Source organism: Enterovibrio norvegicus (assembly GCF_002876705.1).
Lineage (GTDB): Bacteria > Pseudomonadota > Gammaproteobacteria > Enterobacterales > Vibrionaceae > Enterovibrio > Enterovibrio norvegicus_B.
The window spans coordinates 53,574-74,350 of sequence record NZ_MDAG01000005.1 but is presented as its reverse complement, the minus strand read 5'-3'; the positions used below and the strand labels follow the sequence as shown (position 1 = coordinate 74,350).

The window sequence follows — 20,777 nt, the reverse complement described above, 5'->3', positions numbered from 1 at the left end:
TTGAATGAAACAGGGGCGCTTTGCGCCCCTGTTTTTCTGTTCGAGTATCGGTAAAAAGAACATCATAGGCCAGATGCTAAATACTGAATTTAGCCAATTGATGCCTTCCCGTATCACTCAGCGTTTTCACTTTGTCGCTCAAGTTCAATGTGTCTTCACTGGCATCTCGGTTGTGGTGTGAAATGTCACTGACGTTGACCACACTGCGTGCGACTTCTTGTGATGCAGAAGCTTGCTGTGATGTGGATGCTGCCACTGCCGTGTTCATTTGCTCGAGCTCAGTAATAAGGGCAGATAGTGCGGCTAGTTGGGTTTGTGTCTGCTTGGCTTGCTCTAAGCTTTCTGCTGTTTTATCCGTGCCTCGACTCATGATCTTTGCCGCTACCTGAGCACGCTCTTGCAGGGTTTCGATAATCGCGTTTATTTGCGTCGTGGATTCTTTTGTTGAGTGCGCGAGCTTACGTACTTCATCAGCGACAACTGCAAAGCCGCGACCCGCACTGCCAGCTCGCGCGGCTTCGATGGCGGCATTCAATGCAAGCAAGTTGGTTTGCTCGGAAATGTCATTGATCACCGTAACAACATCACTGATTTGATCGCTGGAAGCGGCAAGCTCACGAATGTTTTTCTCTGCATCAATCACATCAAGGTTCACTTGCTCAAACTTGTTCAGCGAGGCTGATAATGCAGCCTCTGCTTCTCTCACTAAGCCCTTAGAATGACGAGTGCCATCTTGCGCTTGGAGTGTGCTGGCTTCTACGTCTTTGATTGCGGAAGACATCTCCTCCATGGCACTTGCAACGGAATCGAGTTCTTGGCTTTGGTTACGAATGCCATCGGTTGAACGGTTAGCTAGGTCTGCCATGGTACGACTGTCAGTATCAAGCTGGTTGAGGGTGTGATCGACATTTGTCAGCAGCGATTGAAGTTGCGTGCAGGCTTCATTGAGATGCTGTGCCATCTGCCCCATTTCATCGTTGCTGTTGACGTTAGCTCGAGCGGTCAACTTACCCAGAGCAACATCATTGAGTGCTCGCTGAATCTCTTTGACGGATTTCACCAGCATACGAGACAGTAATGTCGATACAAGTATCAGCAATGTTGTGATGGCGAGAGCAAGAAAGGCAGATTTGCTGGCTTCTTGCCAAACGAGCGCTTCCAAGTCATCGACATAAATGCCCGTGCCGATTAAAAGTTGCCAAGGTGCATGGCGCTTCACTGCACTGACTTTTTCCAGTGCCTCTTTTCCGCCGGGCTTTGCAAACCAATAGCTGCTGAAACCACCATCCATTGAGGTGGCAGCGTTGCGCATATCATTCAACACCGCGGAGCCATGACTGTCGCGAAAAATGGAAAAATCCTTGCCAATCCAACTCTTTGCCCCTGCAAGCATGGTGCCGTTTTCATCGACGACAAAGAAATAACCATCCTTACCAAAAACCAGTGGCTGTATGGCTGATATCGCCTTTTCTCGGCTAAGTTCAGAGGTGTCAGATTGGTAGTGTGTGTCGATGATTTTCCAAGCAATGTCGACGGTTTGTTTTAGGTTGTTTTTTCTCTCTTGGAGTAAGTCTTTGTGAAGACTAGAGATTTGAAAAAACGTTAACCCAATAATGCTAATCACCGAGACTGCCGCAATGAGCAGTAATTTATATCGAACCGAAAGATCTGCAATAAACTTCATTCTGTGTATTCGCTATCTGGCAGTGGGAAGTAAAAAACGTGACATGTCAGTGTGCGGATTTTGAGCGATCTATCAATATAGGAACTGTAGGGGTATCCCTGTTTTTGAGTGATGTGAATCGCAGCGCTTTTCGACTGTATTAATCTCACCAATATCGCGTCTAGGTTTCATAACGTGCGCTGTAGAACTTTTCAGTCTACCGATTTTCATTACAAACCGTCGCAGCATTGATAAAATAATGCTTATCAAACCTAAAGAGCTCGCGTGCATGCCAACTCAAACGCTTCATCCCATGTCTTTTCCTCTACACGGGCAACGTTTAATCGAAGCGTCTGCAGGTACAGGGAAAACCTTTACCATTGCTGGCCTCTATTTGCGGCTGCTACTCGGACATGGGTCGACTGAGACCGCACATCAGACACCACTTAGCGTAGAGAAAATACTGGTAGTGACCTTTACCGAAGCGGCGACGCAGGAGTTGCGAGACCGTATTCGATCGCGAATTCATGATGCGCGTTTGGCATTTAGTCGTGGCACGAGTGATGACCCGGTGATCGCCCCTTTGCTTGATGAAGTGCCCGACCATCACTACGCCGAGCGGGTCTTGCTGCAAGCAGAGCGACAAATGGATGAAGCCGCCATTTATACCATCCATGGTTTTTGCCAGCGTATGTTGACGCAAAATGCATTTGAATCTGGCAGTTTGTTTACCAATGAATTCATCACAGATGAAACGGCATTGCGAGAACGCGCTGTGGCGGACTTCTGGCGTCGTCAGTTCTATCCGTTAGCCAAGTCTTTGGCGGGTGTGGTGAAAAGCTACTGGGCAGCTCCTGCCGTGTTATTGAAAGAAATTGGCACGTATCTCTCAGGGCCTTTGGTCAATATTATGGCTCCGGCTATGCCAGACGATTTGGCGGACTTACATGCCGAAAATATCCTGCGCATTGATGAGGTCAAAACGTGTTGGCGCGAAGCTGCGCCTGATTTAGAGGCGCTGATTTCGAGTTCTGGTGTAGATAAGCGCAGCTACAGCAAACGTTCGTTGCCAAATTGGTTAGCTGAAGTGGGGGAGTGGGCTGCTCAGATCACGTCGAATTACGATTTACCGACGAACCTAGAGCGATTTGCCGCAAACACACTGGCAGAGAAAACCAAGAAAGGCGAGGTGCCACAACACACCGTTTTTGATCACATTGATCGTTTAATGGCCTCCCCGCCAACATTGAAAGATGCACTAACGGCGCATGCTATCCGCGAAGTGAGAATACTGCTGGCGCAAGAAAAGCGTCGATTTGGTTGGTTATCGTTTGATGACTTACTTTCACAGCTTGCTGAGGCGCTACGACTAGACAGCGACGGCATCCTCGCCGAGCGGATCCGCAGTTTGTACCCCGTTGCGATGATTGATGAATTCCAAGATACCGACCCGCAGCAATACCAAATCTTTAACGACATTTATGATGCCTCACCTGACTGTGGCCTGTTTATGATCGGGGATCCGAAGCAGGCAATTTATGCGTTTCGTGGAGCCGATATTTTTACCTACATTCATGCTCGCCGTCAGGTGTCGGAGCACTACAACCTTTCCACTAACTGGCGTTCAACCGCGGACATGGTGGCAGCGGTCAACCGGGTCTTTGAACACGCTAATGCCCCGTTTATTTACGAGAACGACATTCCTTTCCTTGAAGTCAGTCATGCACCAAAGGCAGACACGAAGCAATGGGTCATGAATGGTGAAAAACAAGCGGCGATGACATTTTGGTTAGGCGAAGAGATTGAGCTTCAAACCAAAAGTGATTACGAAGTGTCAATGGCGCAAGCGACGGCGGTGAGTATTCACACTGTTCTTAATGCCGCCATGGATGATCGCGCGCACTTCCAACGTGGTGAGAACAAAACGCCTGTTCAGGCGGGTGACATTGCTGTGCTTGTGAGAACAGGAACAGAGGCTGCGCGAGTAAAACATGCGCTTGCAAGGTTAGGGATTGCATCCGTCTATCTTTCTAATCGTGACAGTGTGTTTGTGAGCCCATTAGCGACAGACTTACAGCGACTTCTTGCCGCAGTGTTAACGCCGGACAACGAACGCGCTCTGCGTGCTGCCCTTGCCAGTGGGCTTTTTGCATTAACGGCGACAGACATTGATGCGCTCAATCACGATGAAAAGGCATGGGAACGTGCTGTGATTGAATTCTCGACGTACCAACATGTTTGGTTCAGTCGTGGTGTGTTACCTATGCTGCGTCAGGTAATGCAACGCCGTGGGATTGCTGAACGTCTTTTAAAAGAAGACGGCGGTGAGCGATTACTTACCGATTTATTACACCTGGGCGAATTGCTGCAGCAAGCGAGCCAAACGCTAGACAGTCACCATGCATTGCTGCGCTGGTTGGCGGATCATATTGATAACCCCAATGGCAATGCTGAAACACAGCAGGTGCGCTTGGAGTCAGAGCGCGACTTGGTGCAGATAGTCACGATCCACAAATCGAAAGGTTTGGAATATGATCTGGTTTATTTGCCGTTTGCCTGCAACTTCCGTCCGTCTGATCGTCCTTTCTTTCATGGTGATGACCATGAGCCAGTGTTAGCGCTTACTAACCCTGAGCCGGCCATTGAATTGTCAGATAAAGAGCGTCTCGCGGAAGACTTACGACTGATTTACGTGGCGCTGACCCGCGCGGTATACGGGTGTTTTATCGGTCTTTCTCCGCTGAAAGATGGCCGTAAATCGACAGGTGACACCGGGTTGCACAAATCTGCGTTGGGCTATTTATTGCAACGTGGTGAGCCTGCTGATATCGATGGGTTGCACGCATCGGTGAATGCGCTCATTGAGAATCAGCCATTTATGGAGGTGGTGTTACCGCCGAGTGATGACGTTGAGAAGCTGGTGTTTGATGATGAAGATACGCAGGCGTTAGCCGCTCGAACGTTCACAGGCAGTATTCGTCGAAACTGGCGACTCACCAGTTACTCCGGATTGGTTAAGCAAGGGCACACCTCTGCGTTGCCAGAGTTACCCGCTTTTGATCTTGATGCCGTGGACGAAAAGGTCGAGGACAACGAAGACGTGCTCGAGTCATTCGCGTCTATTTTTCAATTTCCGCGAGGCGCGAGACCCGGTACTTTCCTTCATACCTTGTTTGAAAACGTAGAGTTTGGTCAAGACATGTATGGCGATGATGTCGCCGACATGATCCGCCATGCCTTGGCGCTGGAAAACTACGATGAAGCTTGGGTTCCAGTGTTGCAAAAACTGCTTACTGATGTGGTATCGCAACCGCTTGATGATGACTTAACCCTGTCGCAAGTAGATGAACCTGCAAGGCTGACGGAAATGGAATTCGTGATGCCAGTCGATAGCTTGCAGTGCCACGCGGTGAATCGACATATTCAGCAACATGACCCTTTGTCTGCACGCGCGGGAGAACTGGGTTTTGAGACCGCCAGTGGCATGCTCAAAGGCTTCATCGATTTAGTGTTTTGCTGGAACGGGCGCTATTACGTGCTCGACTGGAAATCGAATTATCTTGGCGATACGCCCGCGGATTACACCGAAGAAGCGCTATCGGAAGCGATGGCGGATCACCGTTATGACTTCCAATACCAAATCTATTCGTTGGCTCTGCACCGTTTCTTGCGTCAGAGATTGCCTGACTACGATATGGAAAAGCACTTTGGTGGGGTTTACTACTTGTTTGTTCGTGGAATCGAAGCGGGCACGCGGCATGGCATTTTCTATACCCAGCCTTCAAAAGCACTGATTGAAGGGTTGGATGCATTGTTTATGGGAGAACGCCATGTTGACGAATAATACGCTGCTTCAAACGCTGCTTCAAACGCTGTATCAGCGTGGAACACTTCGCGCCATTGATCGCCAGTTCGCGCAGTTTATCGCTCAGCAAATGGGGGATGAGAATTCGCCCGTGGTCGGTTGGGCAGCCTTAGTGAGCTTCGAGCTTGGCAAGGGCAACGTGTGTGTTGACCTGTCGGCACTTGATCCCAGTAAGTTGTTCGATTTATCTACTGCTGAATCTGCGCAAGTCGCTGCCTTGTTAGAACCTGAAAATGCAGTGGTGTTGTTACAAGGTACACAAGTTGTTGGTGATGGTACCTCGCCAACGCCTCTGGTGCTTGAAGGTTCAAGATTATATTTACATCGCTACTGGCAAGCGGAAAGGCGAGTGGCTGATGAGATAAAAAAACGCGCTGTTAGCATCGCTTTATCAGGAGACACCAAGTCGTTTCTTGATGAATTGTTCGCACCAGATATGACGGATCTGACAGCACGTTATGCCGATTGGATAGAAGCATCGCTCACGCCGGATGCGTTGCAACAAAAGCTGGTGGATACGCTAGATATCGTCTCTCCTAGCGTCATTGATTTTGAAGAGCTTCAGCGTCAACTCGCGACCAGAGCAAAAGCCAATACTCTGTTTTCTCTTGTGCCTGAGAGCGCGCGATTGAACTGGCAAAAGGTTGCAGCTGCAGCGGCACTAAGTTATCGCTTCTCGGTCATTTCCGGCGGCCCTGGCACAGGGAAAACAACCACGGTTGCCAAATTGCTCGCCGCACTGATTTTTAGTAGCGATAAACCCAATGGCCCTGACATTAAACTGGTTGCCCCGACAGGAAAAGCAGCTAATCGCCTGACAGAGTCGATTGGTAAAGCCGTTGCTGCGTTGCCTGTCGACAAGTCAGTGCGAGAAAAGATCCCTGTTCAAGCGTCAACGATCCACCGCTTACTCGGGGCGATCCCAAACCGCGTTGAGTTTCGTCATCATGAAGGAAACCGCCTTCACCTTGATATCTTGGTGGTGGATGAAGCGTCAATGGTGGATTTACCGCTGATGGCGCGTTTGCTATCGGCGTTGCCCGATCATGCGCGCGTCATTTTACTGGGTGACCGCGATCAGCTTTCCTCGGTCGAAGCTGGCGCTGTGCTGGGGGATATCTGCGCGCAAGCAGATAACCATTACAGCAAAGAGCGAGCGGCATTTTTGTCAGCGCTGACTGGGTTTGAGCTATCAACGGCCGATGCCAATCAGTCGGTGGCAGACGGCGTGTGTTTATTGCGTAAGAGCTACCGCTTTCATTCCAAATCAGGTGTTGGTCAGTTGGCTTTTGCGATTAATGACGGCGATGCAAAGCGACTGCACCGTGTGTTGGCGCAAGGCTATGGCGATATCGCGCTGCATGATTTGGATGGTGATGTGTATGCTTCGTCCATTCAATTGGCGGTTGATGGTTATCGAGGCTATCTCACGGCATTGTCAGCAGGCGAGTCGCACCTTGCAGTGATCCAACAATTCACTCAGGTGCGTTTGTTGTGTGCGTTAGCGGAAGGGCCTTTTGGTGTGGCGGGGCTAAACCGCGCCATTGAAAAAGCGCTGGTGGCACATCGCTTAATTGCACCGGGTGAGGAGCTTTTCTATTCGGGAAGGCCAATCATGGTGACGCAAAATGATCACGGTTTAGGGCTGTATAACGGTGACATCGGGATTGTGGTTAAACAAGAAGATGGTCTGCGTGTGGTATTTGAAATGTCAGATGGCAGCTTGAAAGCCTTTCTGCCGAGCCGACTGCCAGAGCACCAAACCGCGTATGCCATGACAATCCATAAATCCCAAGGGTCGGAGTTTTCACATACTATTTTGGTATTGCCGCCGACACCAACCCCTGTGATGACGCGTGAGCTGGTATACACAGGTGTGACGCGAGCGAAAGATCGCTTGGATATCTATGCCACCCGCGCCAGTTTGGAGCGGGCGGTAAGACGTAAAACACAACGATTTAGCGGGCTGGCAAACGCGCTGCTTGACCATTAAGGTCGAGCGTCAGCACCTTTGAACGGCGTTGCAGATTGTAAAGCTGCTGTTTTGCATCCGGTAATGCCGATACATCGGCTTCTTCAAAACCATGTTCACGGAACCAGTGAATGCTTCGTGTGGTTAGGACGAAGATGGTCTTTAATCCTCGCTGAGAAGCACGTTGCTGAATGTGGTGGAGCAAACGCGTACCACGTTCACTGTCACGATATTCAGGGTCGACGGCTACACAGGCCATTTCTGCGCTCAAAGATTCTGGATAAGGGTAGAGCGCTGCGCACCCGATAATACGATCATCTCGTTCAATGACAGTAAACAACGGAATTTCTTGTTCCAACTGTTCCCGAGAACGCCGCACGAGGATACCTTGTTGTTCCAACGGGCGAATCAAATCAAGAATACCGCCAATATCATCAATCGTCGCTTGGCGCACTTTCTCTGCGCTTTCTGTGACGATTTGCGTGCCGATACCTTCAATAGAGAACAACTCTTGAATTAACGACCCATCAACTTTGTAGCTCAGTAAGTGGCTACGTGTAACGCCTGAACGGCATGCCGCCACAGCACCACGCAGAAAACGTACAGTGCCAGAGTTAATGTCACCCGCTTGTTCGCGCTGCTGCAAGATAGATTCAGCTTGGTGAGGGAAAAGCTCAGAGATGACATTACCGTTCGGGCCAATCACCCCTTGCAGCGAACAAAAGCCGATCAGTTTATCGGCTTTCAATCGAATGGCCAGCTGTGTAGCCAGCTCTTCTGACGTTAAATTGAAGCAATCTCCCGTCACGGAACTTGCAACAGGGCCGAGTAGCACAATGGCGTGTTGATCTAGCTGGCGATGAATACCGTCAATGTCGATTCGACGCACTCTTCCGCTGTGGCAATAATCCACACCTTCATCGACGCCGAGAGGTTGTGCGATAACAAAGTTGCCGCTCACAACGTTGATTTGCGCACCGGCCATTGGCGTATTGTTCAAGCTCATGGATAGGCGCGCCGTGATATCAAGCTGGAGTTGTCCAGCGGCTTGCTTAACGGCCTCGAGTGCGGCGGAGTCAGTGACGCGAATACCGTTGTGATATGGCGTTTCCATGCCCATGCGCTCGAGCTGATGGGTAATTTGAGGACGAGCGCCATACACCAGCACCAATCGAATCCCCAAACTATTAAGAAGGGCAATGTCATTGACGATGTTGGCGAAGTTTTCATCCGCAATGGCTTCGCCGCCTAGCATGATCACAATGGTTTTGTTGTGATGCGCATTTACATAGGGGGCCGATTGCCTAAATCCTTTTACAAGTGCTGTACTGCGAAGTTTCAACACCTTACTCCATTTTTGTGACTGTTTATGTCCTCATATTGACTAACTATTCCCTGTTTGGCAATAGGCGTGATTCGGGTTCAAACTCTGAATATATGACTTTGAAGGCAATACCAGACTTTTTATAATAGTATTGTTAATAATGCATTTTCTTCTTTCTGAGAGTTTTTGGCCGTGGGCATAGTTGGACAATCTATTGCGCTGTTTGTTGCCCTTGTTGTTAGTGCTGTCATTTTCCTTACTTCAAACGGCGTGCATATTTTTTCCGAGGTAGATGAATCTGCAATCTACGGAGAGTGGGTAGAGCAGGGCGTTGCCCCTTATGCTGCTGACCGTTTTGAAGTTCGAAAAGATGGGATCTATATAAAAGGTGCCCGTACTACGAGCTTTTTCGAGTTTACGGGCAGTAAGCTGATTTATACCGTGGGTAACAATACCTATCTTTATACGGTTGAAGACAAGCAAACACTACAAAGGGAAAAGCCGTATCATTACAGTACGCCTTTTGTAAAGGTACGCTGATACGCAAAGGGGTTTAGTAGTGTGTCGGCAATGAACGCAAGAGTTCAGCCATTGGTGCTATCCCTAATGCAACACGTCTTATTTTATCTGCGGTGTCTTCATTTCCACCCAAACAACGACGAATGCTGTGGTTGATCATTTCATCGGTACTGCCATCACTGGCGAGCGTCCTTATCCATTGATACTCAACGGCATCAGGGTCTAATAGGGTTTTCCTGCCAACTTTTAAGTCCATTTCAAACTCCCTTCTTATTTTAATTTTGTTTAATTTTTAAGACACTTTTATGTCGGTCATTTAAACGGATGAAAGTTACGTTTTTGTGACAAATTGTTTCAATGCTGGGTCATTGAGCTCTATGGTTGTGTTGGATCGCATTTTTTATCCTCGATAAAAGAAGGGGAAACTCGGTTTCCGTTGCAGAAGACACGGGCATCTGTCACCCTTTTATTTCAGTTTTTACGATCAGGATTTAACGTGAATCGCACTCTTTTTGTTGTCGGCTTTTCTCTACTTCTCGCCGCTTGTGCTCGCCCAACAGACCGTGGGCAACAGTATATCGATGGTAATTTTGGCGATGTGCTTAATCCCGTCACATCGGTAGCTTCAGATAAAACCAAGGATTATTCGCTTTTCCCTGCGCAGTTGGAAAAAGTAGAAACCTTGTCGCCTTCTTTGTCTCAACCTAATCAGCCTCTTTACGACAGTGTTAAGGCGTGGCTGGCGGAAAGCGGGGAGCCAACGGCATTGACCGATTACGGCATCCAACTCGAGCAAATGGGTGGTGGTGATGGCAATGGCAATGTGATGTTCACGGGCTACTTCTCACCAGTGATCGAAATGCGTCATCAACCTGATGCGCTATTTCGTTATCCGGTTTACGCGAAGCCAACGTGTGGTGAGCGGTGTCCTACGCGCGAAGAAGTTTATAATGGTGCTTTGGACGGCTTAGGTTTAGAACTTGGTTATAGCGCGTCCTTGATTGATAACTTCATCATGGAAGTGCAAGGCAGTGGCTTCATCGATTTTGGTGACGATGACCAACTTGAGTATTTCGCCTACGGTGGGAAAAATGGCCACCCTTATGTCAGCATTGGTAAAGTGCTGATTGAACGCGGCGAAGTCTCAAGAGAAAAAATGTCGTTAAAAGCCATCAAAGATTGGGTGGCTGCGCAACAAGATGAAGCGACAGTGGTTGAACTGTTAAACCAGAATCCGTCTTACGTATTCTTCGCGCCGAGAGCTGCAGCACCAGTGACAGGCACTGCCGGTATACCATTGCTGTCCGGTGCGTCTGTTGCAGCTGACCGTGCATACTTGCCTATGGGTTCTGTTTTGTTGGCAGAAATCCCTCAGCTTGATGAGCAAGGTAATTGGAATGGACAACATATTCTCAAACTTCTGATGGCATTGGACACCGGCGGGGCGGTGAAGAAAAACCATCTCGACTTGTACCATGGTATGGGTGAAGAGGCTGGGATTAAAGCGGGTCATCACAAACACTTTGGACGTGTGTGGAAACTGACAAAGCCTGTAGAGGCAACAGTATCTGAAACACCAGACGCAACCGATAAATAGACATTCACAAATAAAAGAGTGAACTAAGCGGTTAAGCTGCGCGACGTTTCAACAGACAGGAAAAAGGCGGGGTATTGACCCCGCCTTTTTGCTTTCAAAACTCGGTAATCAATTACTTGATTAGGCCAGCTTCTTTGTAGTACTTAGCCGCACCTGGGTGAAGTGGCGCAGACAAACCGTCAGAAACCATTTCTTCTTTTTTCAGGTTTGCGAAAGCTGGGTGCAGACGACGGAAATCGTCAAAGTTTTCGAACACAGCTTTAACAACGTTGTAGATCACTTCGTCTGGTACTTCAGTTGAAGAAACAAACGTTGCGCCCACACCGAAGGTGTTTACATCGCCATCGTTACCACGGTACATGCCACCTGGGATAGTTGCTGAGCGGTAGTAATCGTTGTCAGCGACAAGCTTTTGAGCCGCAGCATTGTTTACTTCCACTACTACGCTGTCACACGCAGTGGTTGCTTCTTGAATCGCACCACTTGGGTGACCAACGGTGTATACCATTGCGTCGATTTTGTTATCACATAGCGCTTTAGATTGCTCCGCAGCTTTAAGCTCTGACACTTGCTTAAAGTCGTCCATTGTCCAGCCCATGCCGTCCATCAGTACTTCAATCGTACCGCGTTGGCCTGAACCTGGGTTACCAATGTTTACACGTTTGCCTTTTAGGTCATCAAACGTTTTGATCCCTGCATCGGCACGAGCAACAACAGTGAACGGTTCTGGGTGAACAGAGAACACTGCACGAAGGTTTTTGTATGGACCTTGTTCAGTGAATTTGCTGCTACCGTTGTACGCGTGGAATTGCCAGTCTGACTGAGCAATACCCATGTCTAACTCGCCTGCACGGATGGTGTTGATGTTGTAGATAGAACCGCCAGTACTTTCTACTGAACAACGGATACCGTGGTCTTTCTTAGATTTATTAACCAAACGGCAGATTGCACCACCCGTTGGGTAGTACACACCAGTGACACCACCAGTACCGATAGTGACAAACTGGTTAGCTTGTGCTGGCACGGCAGTACCTAAAGCAGCTGCAAAGCTCATTGCGACGATCGTAGGTTTTAACGCTTTCATGCTTTATGTTCCTTGTCGATGATGTGATTGCTTTCGCGGTGCGAGTCCGCTAATTGTAAATAAAATGTGAATCCAAGTTGCAACAGGATTATCTAATAGTTGTTTTTCCGATCGCAAGAGATAGGCTTCACGCTTCAAAGCTACGAGAGATATTTTTTCTTAAATCTTCCGCAGAATTGATATTTAAACCCATCTTTTGAGACAAGTTTGTGATTTGATGGACGAGCTCAGCATTATTTTCCGCATGCTGTCCTATTAAATTTATTAGGTTATTTTCAAATCCTACTCGGACATCACCACCTAGCGACATTGCTGCGCTTAGACATTGATGTTCATATTGCCCAAAAGCACATGTTGCCCAAGAAATTCCCTCATTCGTTAAACGTTTAATATCGAATTCGAGTAAATCTGTCGGGGTCGACAACATGTCTTTTTTGTATTTCCCCAGTACCAATAGTAGGTGATGACCGTTATAAGGCAATGTCTTGTCATTAACCATCTGAAAATAAAGCGACAAATCTGCTGCATCATACAAAATGTATTGAACATAGATTCGACGTTCAGCCAGTTCGTAGAAAAAACGGCTCGCGGCTTTTTCATAACTGGCGTTGGGGCGAAGTTCGCGAAGGGCGAGGGAGACGGTTTCAGGCTCAGTGCCTTGAACAAGGGCGATTTGCTCTTCAGGTTGGTACATGCCAACAGCTTCAGTGGTGAGTTGAATCACCAAATCGGAATCGAAGCGAGCACGCATTTCAGTGAGCCACTCTCGGTTAAGTCCAATATCTAAAGTGTGTTTTCCATGAACGTCTCTCACATGCATGTGAGCCATGGCTGCCCCCGCGTTTGCAACGTCTCGTAGGCAGACACTCATGTCGTCTAGCGTCATGGGTAATTGCGTGTGGTCTTCCTTGGTTCGACGCGCCCCGTTGGGCGCGACGATGATGGTTCTTCCTTTTTGCACGGTCAATCCTTATGCAAATACGTTATCCATGGTGCGAGAGAGTCGGCGAACAAGCTCATCAATCTCGTTTTCAGAAATGATAAAAGGTGGTGCAAGCAAGATATGGTGCCCTTGCTGACCATCGATCGTGCCGCCCATTGGGTAACACATCAGTCCTTGTGACATCGCCGTTTTCTTTATTTCGGTGTGCAGTGGACGCGATGACGCGAACGGGGTTTTCGTGGCTTTGTCTTGCACCATTTCGATACCAATGAAAAGTCCACGCCCGCGAATGTCACCGACATAGTCGTGGGCATTGAATGTCTCGCTTAAACGTTTGACTAGGTATTGGCCCTTTTCGGTCACTTCGCTCAATGGTCCTGCATCAATAGCATTCAACGTGGCACACGCAGCTGCACACGCCAAGGGGTGAGCCATAAAAGTGTGACCGTGCTGAAAGTAGCCAGTACCACCAGCGATAGCGTTGTAGATTTTCTCATGCACCATGACTGCACCAATAGGCTGATAGCCTGCAGCTAGACCTTTAGCGAGTGTGACAAGGTCTGGAACAATCTCTTCTTGTTCATAAGCAAAGTAGGTGCCTGTTCTTCCTGCGCCGCACATCACCTCATCGAGAATAAGGAGCACACCATACTTGTCACAGATCTCGCGAATGCGTTTGAAGTACCCTTTCTCGGCGACCAATGCCCCCGCGGTAGCGCCCACAACGGGCTCAGCGACAAAAGCGATGACGGTTTCTGGCCCCATTATCAATAAGCGTTCTTCAAGCTCATTGGCCACGCGCTGACCATAATCGAAATCTGTTTCATCAGCGTGTTTGTCACGGTAGGCATAACACGGGGCAATGAGTTCCCCATTTTGAAGCAAAGGAGCAAAGGGTTCTTTGCGCCACATGTTTCCACCCACACCTAATGCGCCTAGCGTATTACCATGGTAGCTCTGTCGTCTGGCGATAAAGCGAGTACGTGACGTTTCGCCTTTCTCTAGAAAATACTGACGTGCCATTTTTAGCGCGGATTCCACCGCTTCCGATCCACCGCTGACGAGGTAAACATGATTCAGTGGCCCCGGTGCTCTGTCGCAAAGGCGCTCCGCCAACTCTTCAGCTGCAGGAGAAGTAAAAAAGCCAGTATGAGCATACGGAATAGTATTCAACTGAGTTTGAATCGCACTCAACACACCTTGATGGCTGTGACCTAAACAAGAAACCGCTGCACCACCGCAACCGTCTAGGTATTGACGTCCTTCAGTGTCGAGAAGAAAAACACCTTCACCGCCTGTAACCGTTGGAAGTTTAGAATGACAATGTCTTTGTAAAATGTGGGTCATGGTATCCCTGCGCCGCCCTAAAAATAGAAGTATTCAACAGTTAGTATTAGCGGGTTGGAAAATGAACAGCAAACGATATAAATTCGGAGGGTATGCCAAAAAATCATAGTGTAGCGAGGCTGTAAAGAATGGCGATGCCAATTCCCCCCATGAAAACACTACGCACCTTTACGATCGTGGCGCAAACGTTGAGTTTTTCGAAAGCGGCGAAAATTTTGAATTTGACGCAAAGTGCCATCAGCAAACAAATCCTTCATTTGGAAGAACTGATGGGATGTTCATTGTTTGAAAGAAACGGTGGGAAAGTCGAGTTGACGGATGCCGGTCGGCGCTATTTACCGTCGGTTGTTGAAGCATTAGAGAATTTACAGCACGCTACATCCACCGTAATGCAAACCTCTGAGACGCAAAGTCGTATAGACATCTCAGTGCCGCCGTCGTTAGCAAGTATGTGGCTTATTCCTAAATTGAATAGGTTTCAGCAATTACACCCAAATATCGATCTCGCGATCCGCGCCAGCGTGACATCAGATACTCAAAACCACTATCAAGGTGACATTGCGATACATTGCTTGCCACTTTCAACCCATGAAGAAGATGCAGAGTTACTTATCCGTGAGCGTTTGATGCTGGTGGCAAACCCAGATCAATGTCCGCAGCCTATTCGTGATATCTCTGAGCTGGTATCTCTTACGTCGATAAGTCACATCACGCGCCCTCAGATCTGGAACCAGTTTTGGCATGAACTTGGGGTGTCGCCAGATAGCCCAACCTATGGTGGTGGATTTGAGCATTTCTATATGGCATTCGAGGCCCTGAAGCACCGTCAGGGAATTGCCCTCATCCCGCAATTTATGATTCAAGAATCTATCAAACAAGGAGCGGTGGTGAACCCTTTGTCATTGCGCTTTGATAGCGCGTATGGGTATTTCCTGTTTTGTCATGGTCATAAGCGGCGTTTAGCGGCTGTAAAGCAAGTGATCGATTGGCTGAAATGTGAAATCATCAGATCTTAACAGCGGGAAGAGTGCGCTTTGTGAGCGTGGACATTTTCACGTCAAACGCGTATAAACCGCAGTCCATCAATGCAAACTGAAACAGAGCCGCTAACTATGTCTACATCACCTTCACCAGCATCAGAAAGCTACCAACAACGCTTTGGCGGTACACGCCGTTTGTACGGTATGTCTGAACTGGAGATCCTTCGTCAATCACATGTGTGTGTTATCGGCATAGGTGGTGTAGGATCATGGGCTGTGGAAGCTTTGGCGCGCAGTGGCGTGGGTACGCTGACCTTGATTGATATGGACGATATCTGTGTCACCAATATTAACCGCCAGATCCATGCAATGTCTGGCACCATTGGTCAGAGCAAAATTGAAGTGATGGCCGATCGCGTGCTAGCCATTAACCCTGATTGCCAAATCAATTTGATTGATGACTTTATCTCAGAAGACAATATCCCTGAGTACATCACGAAAGAATTTGATTACGTGTTAGATGCTATTGATAGCATCAAACCAAAAACCGCGTTACTTGCATATTGTAAGCGTAACAAGATCAAAATCATCACGGTAGGCGGTGCTGGTGGTCAAATTGACCCAACACAAATTCAAGTTGCCGATCTGACGAAAACAATCCAAGACCCTTTGGCGGCGAAGCTGCGTAATAATTTACGTCGTTTCCATAACTTCACCAAGACTCAAGGGCGTAAGTTTGGTATTGATTGCGTGTTCTCAACAGAGCAATTGAAGTACCCGCAACCTGATGGCAGCGTGTGCGAAACCAAAGCAAGCGCAGAAGGGCCTAAACGCATGGATTGTGCGAGCGGATTTGGTGCGGCGACCATGGTGACAGCAACGTTTGGTTTTGTCGCTGTATCTCGCATCATTGCCAAATTGACGACGAAAAAATAAAAAGCAAAACGCGGTAAAAGCTGAACATAAAAAAGGCCGATTCATGGTGAATCGGCCTTTTTGCGTTTGGTGTTAAAGCACACCTAACTCAACATTATGCTTCAGCTTTCGCTGGTGCTTTTATTGGTTCTGGCTTTTCAGTTTTAGGCTCGATAGGCAGTACCTGTTTCACATAGTTGCCTGGGGCAACGGTGAGTACAGGGAAGTTCTCTGAACCTTGTGCATAGGGCTCGATTTTTTCTTTCGGGCTATATGCTTCAAGCCATTTGTCCCAGTGAAGCCACCATGACCCTGTGTTGTGACTTGCGGATTCAAACCATTCGTCCGCTGATTCACTCAACTCAGAGTTCACCCAATAACCGTATTTGTTGCGGCTAGGGTGGTTCACGATGCCTGCAATGTGTCCTGATTCACCCAACACAAAGGTTTTGTTGCCACCGACATTGAGCGCGCCACGGTAAGTGCCTTGCCAAAGTGCGATATGATCTTCTTTGGTTGAAATGAAGTAGGTCGGGACTTTGATTTTGTTCAAATCAATCCACACACCACCAATTTTCACGCCTTTATCTTTCACTAGGTTATTGTTCAGATAAAGTTCACGCAGCATGAAGTTATGGGTTGCACCCGCAACATTCGTGCTGTCGCTGTTCCAGTAAAGGAGATCGAAGTCGACAGGGCTGTTCCCCTTGAGGTAGTTGTCGACATAGTAGTTCCAGTACAAGCTGTTTTCACGAAGCAAGCTGAAGGTGACGCTCAGTGAGCGGCCATCCATGTAACCTTTTTCGGTGTTTTGTGCTTCAATTGCACTGACAACGCTATCGTTAATGTATGCGCCTACTTCGCCAGGCTGAGCAAAATCGAGAATCGTTGTGAAGAACGATGCTGATTTGATACGCGCTTTCATGCGTTTTGCCGCATAGTAAGCAATGGTGCTTGCTAATACAGTACCGCCGATGCAGTAACCTGCAGCATTGATTTGCGATTGACCAGTAATGTCTTCAATCGCAGTGACTGCTTTAACAACACCTTCAGTGACATAATCACCAAACTCAACGTTTCGTTGCTGTTCGCCTGGGTTGCGCCATGACATCATGAATACGGTGTGGCCTTGTTCAACCAACCAGCGCATCATCGAGTTCTTCTCGCGAAGATCAAGAATGTAGTATTTATTGACGAAAGGAGGCACTACCAATAATGGTGTTGCATTGACCTTTTCTGTCATTGGGCGGTATTGGATCAGTTCAAACAATTCATTTTGATACACCACATCACCTGGGGTGTTCGCAATGTCTTCACCAATGCGGAAAGCATTGTTGTTTGTCATTCTGACCTTCAGGATGTCAGAGCTAGATTCAAGGTCTTCTTGAAGCTGCTCGAGTCCTTTTACTAAGTTCTCACCATTTTGCTCAAGCGTTAGGCGAAACAACTCTGGGTTTGTCCCAATGAAGTTGCTAGGAGACATCGCATTGATGGCTTGGCGTGAGAAGAAAGTGAGGCGTTCTTTCGCTTTTTCATCTAGGCCTTCTACGGCATTGATGGTTTCAAGGAAAGTACGTCCAAATAGCAGGTAAGATTGTTTGATGAAGCTATAAAACGCTTCGTCTTGCCAGCTTTTGTCTTGGAATCGTTTGTCGTCTTTTTCTGGGCCAACAATGTCTTCGCAGTTTGAAGCGAGCGCCACGTTTTGCCAGATTTCGAGTTGCTTTTCCCACCACTGCATCTGAACTTGCAACATTGCAGCAGGTTGATTTGCGGCATTTTCAAGAAGTTGAGTCGTATCATTGATACTCATTTCTTGCATTGCTTTGTTCAGGGGGGTGTTTACGGCTGCCTTGCCTTGCTCAAGATCCTTAAACCATTTCTGGTTACTCTCTTGGAGTTTTTCAAGGTAGTCCGAGAAGAAGCTCTGAAACATGTGTAAACCCTCTTGATCGGATACAACACCGCCCTCCTAGAAAGGAGGGCGGTGACCTTGATTAAGCTGGAGTAGCCGCTTTAAGGTTTTCTGAAGTCAGTTGATCCAAATCGTCTTTGAACTCTTTAGCAACAGATTGAAGCTTCGCGCTGTCATCCATCATTTGTTGAGAAAGCTTAGTCATTGCTGCAAGTTGTTGGCTGCTGTATGACGTCAAAGAAGTCACATCAGTCACGCTGCTTGCTGCTTTAACTTGAGCTAGACCCATTTCGCTGTAAGTGCGAACTGCGTTTAGTTGAAGTTCAGTCAACGTTTCAACATTTTTAGCAACAAGCTTGTTGAATTTAACGTAAGGGGCAAGTGTTTTTTCAGTTTGCTCTGAGAATGCTTTAAACATATCTGTGTACATTGTGTATCTCCTAAGTGTTTGAATTAGTTCCAAAGGGGTTTTACGTTCGTTAGTTGCTAGCACGTTTCACGACAACTGCCGTACCCATGCCGCCACCGATACATAGCGAAGCCACACCATATGTGCCTTCACGCTTTTCCAACTCGTGGATCAGGGAAACGAGAACGCGGTTACCTGATGCACCTAGAGGGTGACCCAACGCAATTGCGCCACCATTCACATTTGCCTTTTCTAAAATGGCTTCAGGGCTGACGCCGTGTGTGTCAGCAAGCTGGTGGACAACACCCAGCGCCTGTGCCGCAAAGGCTTCATTGAGCTCAAACAGATCCACGTCGGAAATCGAAAGCTCTGCTTTTTTCAGCGCTTCGGTTACTGCACCCACAGGGCCTAAGCCCATAATTTTTGGATCTAACCCAACTTGTGCGTAGCTGGTGATTTCAGCTAACGGCTTCAAGCCAAGACGTTGCACTGCTGCTTCAGAAGCAACAATGATTGCGCTTGCGCCATCGTTCAAACCAGAAGCATTACCAGCGGTAACTGTACCTTCACGGTTAAACGCCGGACGCAATTTGCTTAGGCCTTCTTGTGTGGTATCAGCTTTCGGGTATTCATCGGTATCGAACGAAACCGTTTCACGACGTTGTTTCACTTCCACAGGGACGATTTCATCTTTGAATCGACCTGCTTCAACGGCTGCAACGGCTTTTTGTTGGCTTTGTGCTGCATAGGTGTCTTGTTGTTCGCGGGTAAGGCCAACAAGTTCAGCGACATTTTCTGCAGTAACGCCCATGTGATATTGGTTATAGACATCAGTCAGGCCATCAGTAATTAGAAGGTCTTTCATGCTGATGTCCCCCATTTTTTGACCGCCGCGCAGTGAGCCTGACGCCGCGAATGGGATTTGAGACATGTTTTCTACACCCGCTGCGACGACAACGTCAGCATCACCACAGCGAATGTGTGTAACTGCATCCATGACAGCTTTCATGCCGCTTCCGCAAACCATGTTGATTGCGTAAGCTGGAACGGTTTGTGGCAAACCTGCAAAAATAGCAGCCTGACGACCGATTCCCATGCCTTGTCCTGCACTAACGACGTTACCAAGGATAACTTCGTTAACCGCTTCTGGAGCAACGTTACCGGCTTCAAGTGCGCCTTTGATTGCAACAGCAGCAAGTTGACCTGCTGGTGTGTCTTTTAGCGAACCTGTGAACGCGCCGATAGCAGTACGTTTGGCTGCAACGATATACACTTTTTCCATGTGAAAAATTTCCTTGCTTAGTTCATGTACAAGCCGCCGTTGACGGACAGCGTTTCCCCGGTAATGTAAGCACCTGCATCACTTGCAAGGTACGCGACTGCTTCTGCGATTTCCTCAGGACGCGCAAGGCGCTTCATTGGGATCTCGTTTTTGATAGATTCAAGCACTTCTTCGCGCATCGCTTCTACCATTGGCGTACCAGTGTAACCAGGGGCAACAACGTTTGCCGTGACGCCTGAGCGTGCACCTTCAAAAGCCAATGCTTTAGTAAAACCAATCATGCCTGCTTTCGCAGCAGCATAGTTCGTTTGACCAAATTGACCTTTCAAGCCATTTACCGAAGAAATATTGATCACTCGGCAATTGCCTTTTTCGCACATGGCGGCAAACAGAGGTTGGGTGACGTTGAATAAGCTATTGAGGTTGGTGTCGATAACGGCATGCCAGTTATCAGCGACCATTTTCTTGAATTGACCATCACGGGTAATACCGGCGTTGTTAACTAAAACGTCGATAGTGCCTTCTTCGGCAAGAAGTTGAGGTAGACGTTCAGCACATTCTTGTGTGTTGGTCACGTCCAGTTCTAAGAGGCGTACTTGATCAGCGTTGAATCCTTTCTCCTCGAACCATTCCTCGGCACAACTTAGGTTCCCGGTGAAATACGTTGCAATCACGCGATAGCCTTGGCTGACCAGCTTTTCTGTGATCGCCGAGCCGATACCACCTTTCGATCCGGTGATGAGCGCGAGTTTTTTCATTGATGACTCCATTCTTTTAACAACAAGCAATTAAAATTGACCCCTGTAACTGCATTTGACCATCCAAAAATACAGGCACCGATAATTATTTAGTTTTAGCGCGATAAGGGTTAAGGCTTAGAAACTTAATTAGCCTTCAAATAAAATAAATTATTATTGTGATGGTTTTGTGACCACCGAGAACAAAGATATACAATCTGGTGA

General features: G+C 47.9%; 16 protein-coding genes. 6 read left to right on the top strand and 10 right to left on the bottom strand.

What is annotated here, in order from left to right:
- Window positions 1-76: 76 nt before the first annotated feature.
- The gene (locus BCT27_RS02825; protein WP_102394977.1) at window positions 77-1,684 is read right to left on the bottom strand and encodes a methyl-accepting chemotaxis protein; all 1,608 of its coding nucleotides are present in this window, start codon (window positions 1,682-1,684) and stop codon (window positions 77-79) included.
- Window positions 1,685-1,952: 268 nt separating this feature from the next.
- On the opposite strand from BCT27_RS02825, the gene recB reads away from it, so the two are divergent.
- Both recB and recD read left to right on the top strand, forming a co-directional pair.
- Complete coding sequence (recB, locus tag BCT27_RS02820; protein ID WP_198597499.1) at window positions 1,953-5,507, top strand: exodeoxyribonuclease V subunit beta; 3,555 nt, start codon at window positions 1,953-1,955, stop codon at window positions 5,505-5,507.
- The gene (gene recD / locus BCT27_RS02815; RefSeq protein ID WP_102394975.1) at window positions 5,494-7,521 is read left to right on the top strand and encodes an exodeoxyribonuclease V subunit alpha; all 2,028 of its coding nucleotides are present in this window, start codon (window positions 5,494-5,496) and stop codon (window positions 7,519-7,521) included. Before recB ends, recD begins: the two co-directional genes overlap by 14 nt.
- Here recD and argA read toward each other — a convergent pair.
- Entirely contained in the window at window positions 7,487-8,842 is a 1,356-nt protein-coding gene (gene argA / locus BCT27_RS02810; protein ID WP_026024753.1) for an amino-acid N-acetyltransferase, read from the bottom strand. The two genes, recD and argA, sit on opposite strands and share 35 nt — an antisense overlap.
- Before the next feature lie 174 nt (window positions 8,843-9,016).
- Here argA and BCT27_RS02805 point away from each other — a divergent pair, with 174 nt between their 5' ends.
- Window positions 9,017-9,364 (top strand): DUF2850 domain-containing protein, encoded by a 348-nt coding sequence (locus BCT27_RS02805; protein ID WP_102317377.1) that lies wholly within the window; start codon window positions 9,017-9,019, stop codon window positions 9,362-9,364.
- A gap of 13 nt (window positions 9,365-9,377) precedes the next feature.
- Here BCT27_RS02805 and BCT27_RS02800 read toward each other — a convergent pair whose 3' ends face one another.
- The gene (locus BCT27_RS02800; RefSeq protein WP_017012240.1) at window positions 9,378-9,599 is read right to left on the bottom strand and encodes a hypothetical protein; all 222 of its coding nucleotides are present in this window, start codon (window positions 9,597-9,599) and stop codon (window positions 9,378-9,380) included.
- 240 nt (window positions 9,600-9,839) lie between these two features.
- Between BCT27_RS02800 and mltA the strand changes: the two genes are divergently transcribed.
- Window positions 9,840-10,940 (top strand): murein transglycosylase A, encoded by a 1,101-nt coding sequence (gene mltA / locus BCT27_RS02795; protein WP_102394974.1) that lies wholly within the window; start codon window positions 9,840-9,842, stop codon window positions 10,938-10,940.
- Window positions 10,941-11,052: 112 nt separating this feature from the next.
- Here the strand turns inward: mltA and BCT27_RS02790 are convergent, their stop codons facing one another.
- The 3 genes from BCT27_RS02790 to BCT27_RS02780 form a co-directional block, all read right to left on the bottom strand.
- On the bottom strand, window positions 11,053-12,024 hold the full coding sequence (locus BCT27_RS02790) for a TAXI family TRAP transporter solute-binding subunit (protein ID WP_017012238.1): 972 nt from the start codon (window positions 12,022-12,024) through the stop codon (window positions 11,053-11,055).
- Between the two features lie 127 nt (window positions 12,025-12,151).
- Complete coding sequence (locus tag BCT27_RS02785) at window positions 12,152-12,985, bottom strand: beta-keto acid cleavage family enzyme (protein ID WP_102390299.1); 834 nt, start codon at window positions 12,983-12,985, stop codon at window positions 12,152-12,154.
- Window positions 12,986-12,994: 9 nt separating this feature from the next.
- Complete coding sequence (locus tag BCT27_RS02780) at window positions 12,995-14,314, bottom strand: aspartate aminotransferase family protein (protein ID WP_102394973.1); 1,320 nt, start codon at window positions 14,312-14,314, stop codon at window positions 12,995-12,997.
- A 134-nt stretch (window positions 14,315-14,448) separates the two neighbouring features.
- Between BCT27_RS02780 and BCT27_RS02775 the strand changes: the two genes are divergently transcribed.
- Window positions 14,449-15,330, top strand: coding sequence for a LysR substrate-binding domain-containing protein (locus BCT27_RS02775; RefSeq protein ID WP_102317373.1), 882 nt, complete (start codon window positions 14,449-14,451; stop codon window positions 15,328-15,330).
- Window positions 15,331-15,426: 96 nt separating this feature from the next.
- Window positions 15,427-16,230, top strand: coding sequence for a tRNA cyclic N6-threonylcarbamoyladenosine(37) synthase TcdA (tcdA, locus tag BCT27_RS02770; RefSeq protein WP_102394972.1), 804 nt, complete (start codon window positions 15,427-15,429; stop codon window positions 16,228-16,230).
- A gap of 94 nt (window positions 16,231-16,324) precedes the next feature.
- Here tcdA and phaC read toward each other — a convergent pair whose 3' ends face one another.
- The 4 genes from phaC to BCT27_RS02750 all read right to left on the bottom strand — a co-directional run bounded on the left by phaC (window position 16,325) and on the right by BCT27_RS02750 (window position 20,573).
- Entirely contained in the window at window positions 16,325-18,145 is a 1,821-nt protein-coding gene (phaC, locus tag BCT27_RS02765) for a class I poly(R)-hydroxyalkanoic acid synthase (protein WP_102317371.1), read from the bottom strand.
- Window positions 18,146-18,206: 61 nt separating this feature from the next.
- The gene (locus tag BCT27_RS02760; RefSeq protein ID WP_102317370.1) at window positions 18,207-18,554 is read right to left on the bottom strand and encodes a phasin family protein; all 348 of its coding nucleotides are present in this window, start codon (window positions 18,552-18,554) and stop codon (window positions 18,207-18,209) included.
- 49 nt (window positions 18,555-18,603) lie between these two features.
- Entirely contained in the window at window positions 18,604-19,815 is a 1,212-nt protein-coding gene (locus BCT27_RS02755; protein WP_102390302.1) for an acetyl-CoA C-acetyltransferase, read from the bottom strand.
- A gap of 17 nt (window positions 19,816-19,832) precedes the next feature.
- Window positions 19,833-20,573 (bottom strand): SDR family oxidoreductase, encoded by a 741-nt coding sequence (locus tag BCT27_RS02750; protein ID WP_102317368.1) that lies wholly within the window; start codon window positions 20,571-20,573, stop codon window positions 19,833-19,835.
- Window positions 20,574-20,777 lie beyond the last annotated feature (204 nt).